The sequence below is a fragment of the Sanguibacter sp. A247 genome, assembly GCF_052324925.1.
Lineage (GTDB): Bacteria > Actinomycetota > Actinomycetes > Actinomycetales > Cellulomonadaceae > Flavimobilis.
In genome coordinates, this window is the sequence record NZ_JBQPRE010000007.1 from 40740 (window position 1) to 47234 (window position 6495).

At 68.1% G+C, this 6495-nt stretch carries 8 protein-coding genes; 4 read left to right on the top strand and 4 right to left on the bottom strand.

The genetic code is table 11. The features are described 5' to 3' along the window. Positions 1-14: 14 nt before the first annotated feature. The 3 genes from ACTVCO_RS12075 to ACTVCO_RS12085 all read right to left on the bottom strand — a co-directional run bounded on the left by ACTVCO_RS12075 (position 15) and on the right by ACTVCO_RS12085 (position 2991). Entirely contained in the window at positions 15-695 is a 681-nt protein-coding gene (locus ACTVCO_RS12075; RefSeq protein ID WP_443728682.1) for an ABC transporter ATP-binding protein, read from the bottom strand. Next, on the bottom strand, positions 692-1822 hold the full coding sequence (locus tag ACTVCO_RS12080; protein WP_443728683.1) for an ABC transporter permease: 1131 nt from the start codon (positions 1820-1822) through the stop codon (positions 692-694). Before ACTVCO_RS12080 ends, ACTVCO_RS12075 begins: the two co-directional genes overlap by 4 nt. A gap of 110 nt (positions 1823-1932) precedes the next feature. Then, positions 1933-2991: a fatty acid desaturase family protein gene (locus ACTVCO_RS12085; RefSeq protein WP_443728692.1), complete on the bottom strand. Its 1059-nt coding sequence runs from the start codon at positions 2989-2991 to the stop codon at positions 1933-1935. 358 nt (positions 2992-3349) lie between these two features. Here ACTVCO_RS12085 and ACTVCO_RS12090 point away from each other — a divergent pair, with 358 nt between their 5' ends. From ACTVCO_RS12090 to ACTVCO_RS12100, 3 genes are read left to right on the top strand one after another with little or no spacing between them, the layout of a single operon-like run. Then, complete coding sequence (locus tag ACTVCO_RS12090) at positions 3350-3865, top strand: hypothetical protein (protein WP_443728684.1); 516 nt, start codon at positions 3350-3352, stop codon at positions 3863-3865. 3 nt (positions 3866-3868) lie between these two features. Continuing rightward, positions 3869-4381 carry a hypothetical protein gene (locus ACTVCO_RS12095; RefSeq protein WP_443728685.1) on the top strand — a complete coding sequence of 171 codons (513 nt, stop codon included), beginning with the start codon at positions 3869-3871 and terminating at the stop codon, positions 4379-4381. Between the two features lie 14 nt (positions 4382-4395). After that, positions 4396-4872, top strand: coding sequence for a DUF421 domain-containing protein (locus tag ACTVCO_RS12100; RefSeq protein WP_443728686.1), 477 nt, complete (start codon positions 4396-4398; stop codon positions 4870-4872). Positions 4873-5090: 218 nt separating this feature from the next. Here ACTVCO_RS12100 and ACTVCO_RS12105 read toward each other — a convergent pair whose 3' ends face one another. Continuing rightward, positions 5091-5336, bottom strand: coding sequence for a DUF2798 domain-containing protein (locus ACTVCO_RS12105; RefSeq protein ID WP_443728687.1), 246 nt, complete (start codon positions 5334-5336; stop codon positions 5091-5093). Between the two features lie 530 nt (positions 5337-5866). Between ACTVCO_RS12105 and ACTVCO_RS12110 the strand changes: the two genes are divergently transcribed. Further along, positions 5867-6196 carry a transposase gene (locus ACTVCO_RS12110; RefSeq protein WP_443728688.1) on the top strand — a complete coding sequence of 110 codons (330 nt, stop codon included), beginning with the start codon at positions 5867-5869 and terminating at the stop codon, positions 6194-6196. The last annotated feature ends 299 nt before the right edge of the window (positions 6197-6495 follow it).

Below are 6495 nucleotides of genomic sequence, written 5' to 3' on the forward strand. Positions count from 1 at the left end.
TCTCCTCGGGGTCGTCAGACGACGTACGCCTCGAGGCGCCCGTCGGTCATCTCGAGAATACGGTCGCAGTGGTGCAGGACGTCGTGGTCATGGGTCACCATGACCGTCGCGACACCGTGCTGATGAGCTTCACGAGCGAGAAGCGCGACGACCTCCTGGGACCGGGGTCGGTCGAGCGCGGCCGTCGGCTCGTCGACGAGAAGGAGGCTCGGACGGGTGACAAGTGCCCGTGCGATACCGACTCGCTGCCGCTCGCCGCCCGAGAGGCGGTCAGGGCGCCGGTGCGCCCGGTGTGACATGCCGACCTCCTCGAGGAGTTCGCGCGGGTCGCGCGGGTTGTCGATCGACGCGAAGCGCAGCGGGAGCCGCAGCTGGTCGATCGACGTGAGCGCGGGCAGAAGGTTGCCGCTCTGGAAGACGAAGCCGATCGACGATGCGCGCAGTCGCGCGAGGTCGCGGTCCGACGTCGTCGTCAGCTCGGTGCCGCCCACGCTCACGGTGCCGGTCGTCGGCCGCACGAGCGCGCCGGCGACGGCGAGCAGGCTCGACTTGCCGGAGCCTGAGGGACCCACGATCGCGAGGAGCTCGCCCGGCTCGACCGTGAGGTCGACGTTGTCGAGGGCGGTGACGATGTCGTCGCCGTCGCCTCGCGTGAGGGTGATGCCTGACATGCGCAGGCCCTGTGGAGTCGTCATCGGTTGCCTCCGAGCGCATTGAGGGGGTCGACGCGAGTGATCCGGAGCACCGCGACGGCGGCCCCGATCATGCCGAGGAGGATCGTCAAGCCGGACGCGAGGGCGACCGCCCGGAGCTCGAGGCCGAACGGCATCGAGGTGGAGGCAAGCCCCGCACCGAGGAGGAGCCCGACGCCGACGCCGACGGTCGTCGACGCGAGGAGCAGGATCGCGGACTGCGCCAGGCTGTCACGCAGGAGGTAGCGAGTGCTGGCTCCCATGGCGCGCAGCACGGCGATCTCGTGCGTGCGCTGGATCGTCACGACCGTAAAGAACGCACCGATGACGAGCGCAGAGATGGCGTAGAGGAACGCCTGGATGAGCGTGAGCGTGGAGGTCTCCGCGGTGAATCCCGGGGATGCTCCGAACGACGTGGTGAGCGTCAGGCTCGTTGTGCCCAGGGCTGCGTCGCCTGCCGCGAGCGCGTCGGCGTCGAGGCCGTCACCGCGCAGCGCGATGGCGGTGACGTGCTCCGAGGCGTGCGCGGGGGCGGTCTCGCCCGGGCGGACTCCGGCGGCGATCTGCTGCCAGGTGCCGAGGTCGACGTAGCCGACGCTGACGTGGCCGAACGTGTGCTGACCGTCGAGGAGTCCCACGACCGTGAGGGTGGTCCCGGTCTGTTCAAGCGTCACGACGTCGCCGATGCTGACGCCGTCGTCGGCGAGGGTCCCCGAGAGGACGATCTCGCCGGGTCCGGCGAGCGGGCTGCCGGTGGCGACGCTTGGCGCGAGCCAGCTCGCGAGGTCGATGCCGAAGAGCGCGAGGTCGACGTCGACGTTCGCGTCGGTGCGCGAGTTGACGAGCGCAAGACCGAAGGGCGCGGCGTCCGCGACCTCGGGGCGCTGCTTCCACGCGGCGACGTCGTCGACGGCAACTGTCGAGCGGGTGAAGGCGGCGGTCGTGTCGACGTCACCTTCGAACGCGAACGCGGCGACGTCGAGCTTTTGAAGGCCGGAGACACCGTCGCGGACGAGGCCGGTCGAGAGGCCGGAGAGGAGGACCACGAGGGTCCCGATGAGCGCGACGACGGTGCCCATGAGGGTAAAGCGTCCGCGGGCAAAGCTCAGCTCACGTAGAGCGAGGAACATGGGTTCACGCACCTAATCTTGTCGACACCATGTCGGCAAGCATAGCGCTCGACCCGTGAGGCCCCTCGCACAGGGGCGTCGAGCGGATCACGCCATAGTGAGCCTGCGGGTCAGGATTGACCCCGCAGCTGGCGGAACATGGGGCAGTCGAACGGGTCCCGCGCACCGAGGCCCACCTCGTTGAGATAGCGCACGACGATCGCGTAGGACCGCACGAGGCTCGTCTCGGTGTACGGCACGCCGAGCTGGGCGCAGCGCTCGCGCACGAGCGCGGCTGCGCGCGCGAGGTGCGGACGCGGCATGCTCGGGAACAGGTGGTGCTCGATCTGGAAGTTCAGGCCACCCATGAGGACGCTCATGACCCCTCCCCCGCGGATGTTGCGGCTCGTCAGCACCTGCTTGGAGAGGAAGTCGAGCTTTGAGCCAGCCGGGATGAGCGCCATGCCCTTGTGGTTCGGCGCGAACGAGGCACCCATGTACACGCCGAACACGGCGAGCTGAACTCCGAGGAACGCGGCCGCAAGACCGAGCGGGAGTGCCCACACGATGAGCGCCACGTAGATGCTCAGACGCGCAGCGACCGTGACGAGCTCGAGCACGCGCGTGCGGGTGTCGACGCGACCGAGCGCATCGCCCGTCGACAACGACCGGATCGCAGTGATGTGCAGATTGAGGCCCTCGAGAGTGAGGAGCGGGAAGAAGAGCCAGCCCTGGTGCCGTGTGACGAAGGCGAGCAGCCCTCGGTGCTCAGACGCACCCTCGGGAGTGAAGACGATCGTGTCGTTCTCGATGTCTGGGTCCTTGCCGACCTGGTTGGGGTTGCCGTGGTGCCGCGTGTGCTTGTTCATCCACCATGTGTACGAGATGCCGACGACGACGTTGGCGAGGAAGCGTCCGGCGCGATCGTTCGTGACGTTCGACGCGAACACCTGTCGGTGCGCGGCCTCGTGCGCGACGAAGGCGAACTGCGTGAGCAGGATCCCGAGCGCACCGGCGACGAGCAGCTGGAACCACGAGTCGCCCAGCAGGACGAACGCCGTGATCAGACCCCCGAGCGCGACGCCGAGAACCGCAAGGGTCGTGAGGTAGTAGCCGTGCGCCCTGTCGAGCAGGCCCTCCTCACGGACGGTACGCAGCAGAGCGGTGTAGCTGCTCGTGAGGTTCTGCATGTTGTGGGCGCGGCGCCGGGGGCGCTCCGCATCGCGGACGGTCTCAAGCGACATCATGTCTCCGGGCTGTGTTGAACCGACTTCTCAGCCGAAGGGTGAGCGGATGCTCGTCGTGCAGATACCCCCACCCTACGGAACCGTAGGTTAGCCGTCCACGGGAAGCCTCGATGTGGACACCTCCGGATCCACGGACGCGGGCAAGCACCGGCGGCGCGCGCGTGGCGTGAGGCCGTCCAGTTGCGCACCGTCGACGTCCGGCGCACCGTAAGAGTCGAGGCAGCGGACCCGAACCGGCTCCGCGCACGCTGAATGTGCACGCCGCAGTCTGTGGCCTGCACCGTCTCAGGAGGAGGCCAGCATGACGACACCCGACAGCTCCGACCGCCCGCACCCGACGACGACGCACGCCGCGCACGGGGCAGGCCACCCCACACTCTTCGTCTCGACACTGGACGACGACGGCACCGCACCGCTGAACGTCCCTGTCGACAAGGACGAGCTCGTCATCGGGTCTGACCCCGACGCAGACGTCGTTCTCGCCGGCCTTCTCCCCCGGCACGTGACCATCCATCACGACGCACGCGACGAATACCGCGTCCACGCCCACGGACCCGTCGGCGGAGGTTCCGCGTCCGACGAGGGCGACCGCGCGCTGCGCACGGGCGCCCGCATCGAGGCCGGCGACTGGGCCATCACCTTCTGGCGTGAAGAGGGCACCGACCACGGCCGACCGTACGGCGGACGCCAAGGTGGAGAGTTCTCCGAGGGCCGTGCACAGGCGCCGCGCCCTGCCGACCGCGCGGCCGGCCTCACCTCGAACGTCCCGCCCGGCACGAAGGTTGACGAGGACGATCGCGGCCCAGAGATGGCCTGACCCGTGCCGACCAGCACCGTCACCGACGTCACGCCGCCGTCGTCCCTCTCGCCGACGCGCGTGCGCAACGTCGGGACGATCCTTCTCATGGCGCTCATCCTCGCGGCACTGCTCGGCGTGTTCGGGACGCGCACGACGGTCCGGTCCGTGACGCAGGACGGATGGACGACGACCGTCCGCTACGCGGAGGCGGCCCGCGCGGGCCTCGACGTCCCCGTCACCATCACGGTGACGCGGGAGGGCGGCTTCGACGCAGACGTCGTCATCGCGATCTCGTCGGACTACCTGCGGATCCTCGACCAGCAGAGCACGGGTCCAGAGCCTGCCGAGCAGAGCCGCGACGACACCTGGACCTACCTCACGTTCACCCCGCCCGACGGCGACACCCTCAAGGTCGACATCGAGGCGTACGTCCGCGCACTCCGCCACGAGGGCGCGGTCGGCCAGGTCGCCGTCATCGACTCCGCAGGGACCCTCGTGGCACCCGTCGACATCCGCACCCGCATCGTTCCCTGACACCAGGAGGTCCGGTGGACATCGTCGTCCGCGCTGCCGTCGTCTTCTTCGCCCTCTGGGCAATCACGCGCGTCGTGGGTCGCTCGACCCTCGGCGAGCTGAGCTCGTTCGAGCTCATCGTCTTCATCACGATGGGCGACCTCGTGCAGCAGGGTGTCACGGGTCAGGACTCCTCCGTCACGGGCGCCGTTCTCGCCGTCGGGACGATGGCGAGCCTGACGATCGTGCTCGCGTGGCTCAACGCCCGCTCACGACGGCTCCATGCGCTCGTCACGGGGCGTCCCGTCGTCATCGTCACGCGCGGCGCAACCGACCGCGACGCTCTGCGCCGGGAACGCCTCGCGTACGACGACCTCCTCGGAGCTGCCCGGCAGCAGGGCATCGAGGACCTCGAGAAGGTGCGCCTCGCTGTTCTCGAACCGAACGGCAAGATCTCGTTCTTCACGGGCGACGGCTCGTCGGGCGCAGCAGCAGGAACCGACGCAGGCTAGCTGTGCTCTTTTTGGGTGTGATCGACACGGCAGCCACGTCGGGCACACACGCCCTGGGCGAGCTCGGCCTCCAGCCTGGTCGGCATCGCGTCACCCCAGACGAGGCACCGGCTCGCGCTCCAGCTGACCGAGACCAGCACCATTGACGGGGAAGTTTCGCCCGCAGGGACCTCGCCACACTCATGCTCGAGGTCCCCGCGGTTCACCGAAAACTGGAGTCAGGACTCCGTTGCCACCGTGCGCGCCTGAGCACGCAGAGCTGCACCCGCCAACTTCATGGCGATCGGCCAGCAGACCATGGTCAGGCAGAACGCGATCGGCCACGCAATGATGAACTGGAGGGGCCAGCCCTTCAGCCACGCCACCGTGAACCCCGCGTGGAAGAGACTCATGAGGCCCGACATCGACGCGGCCATCATGAAGGTCATGAAGATCTGTGAGAGCAGGACAAATCGTTTGTTCACCGAAGGCTCCTTGTCTGCGGACAGTCGGCACGCAACTACGGCGCCACCGCCCGCTCATTGAGGGGAGGACGCCATGGGTTCGCGACTGGACACGACTTCATCTCGGCGACCGCCGAGTGCCGGAATAACCACACCGGCCAGGATCTTCTAGGCGCAGACATCCTACCAACAGCCGTCACCGCCCCGTCATCCAGGAGATGGTCGCGGACCAGGCGCACTGCGCGGGCCTGAACTCTGCGGCGCACTTCTTGGACATGTCGTCATCCTTCATCACAAGGAGACGGCATCAAACCAGTGTCAGCTCAGTGTGCCGCCAGCGCGAGAAGGATCCGGCGGTTGGCCCCCATCGAGACCGAGACCGTCGTCGCCGCTCAGGTCGCACTCGCAGCCTGAACCTGACTGTCACGTCTCTGCGTCGCAGTCCCCCTCTGCTCCGCCATACCCGGTAACGCAGAGCGGTGGGGCCTTGACCCCTGATCGTGGACACGCTGAATCCGGGTCTGACCTGGAGGAAGCGAGAAGATCTGATCATGGCAAGGAAGACGTACTCCGAAGAGTTCCGTCGTGACGCGGTCGAGCTGTATCGCTCGACGCCGACGGCCACGGTCGCGGGCATCGCCTCGGACCTGGGCATCTTGGACACGACGTTGTCGAACTGGCTGAAGGCCGCCGGCGTGCCGATCCGCGGGCAGTCACGCCCCCGCACCCAGGCTCCGCCTGGGGATGAGACACCCGAGCAGGAGCTCGCCCGGCTACGGGCGCGCGTGAAGGACCTGGAGGACTCCGAACGCAAGCTCAACACCGAGCGGGACATCCTTCGGGCGGCGGCGAAGTATTTCGCCGGGGAGACGAACTGGTGAGCCGCTTCCAGTTCGTTGCCGACCACCTGGCCACCTACGAGGTGAAGCGGTTGTGCGAGGTCATCGAGGTCTCGCGTTCGTCGTTCTACGCCTAGCACCCGCCAGGACACCTCGAGCCGACGCGCCAGCCCTGCGACGGTGGCGTGCTCACGACGTAGCTGCTCGATCGCCCATCCCAGGGACTGCTGCACGGATAGGTGACAGTCAGGCTCAGGCTGCGAGTGCGACCTGAGTGGTCATGATGGTCTCGAACTCGATGGGGGTCAACCGCCCCAGACGGACCTGCCGCCGCCGGCGGT

Excerpts from the sequence above, each read along its gene's own strand:
- ACTVCO_RS12075 (WP_443728682.1), bottom strand. The coding sequence starts at position 695 with ATGACGACTCCACAGGGCCTGCGCATGTCAGGCATCACCCTCACGCGA.
- ACTVCO_RS12080 (WP_443728683.1), bottom strand. The coding sequence starts at position 1,822 with ATGTTCCTCGCTCTACGTGAGCTGAGCTTTGCCCGCGGACGCTTTACC.
- ACTVCO_RS12085 (WP_443728692.1), bottom strand. The coding sequence starts at position 2,991 with ATGCAGAACCTCACGAGCAGCTACACCGCTCTGCTGCGTACCGTCCGT.
- ACTVCO_RS12090 (WP_443728684.1), top strand. The coding sequence starts at position 3,350 with ATGACGACACCCGACAGCTCCGACCGCCCGCACCCGACGACGACGCAC.
- ACTVCO_RS12110 (WP_443728688.1), top strand. The coding sequence starts at position 5,867 with ATGGCAAGGAAGACGTACTCCGAAGAGTTCCGTCGTGACGCGGTCGAG.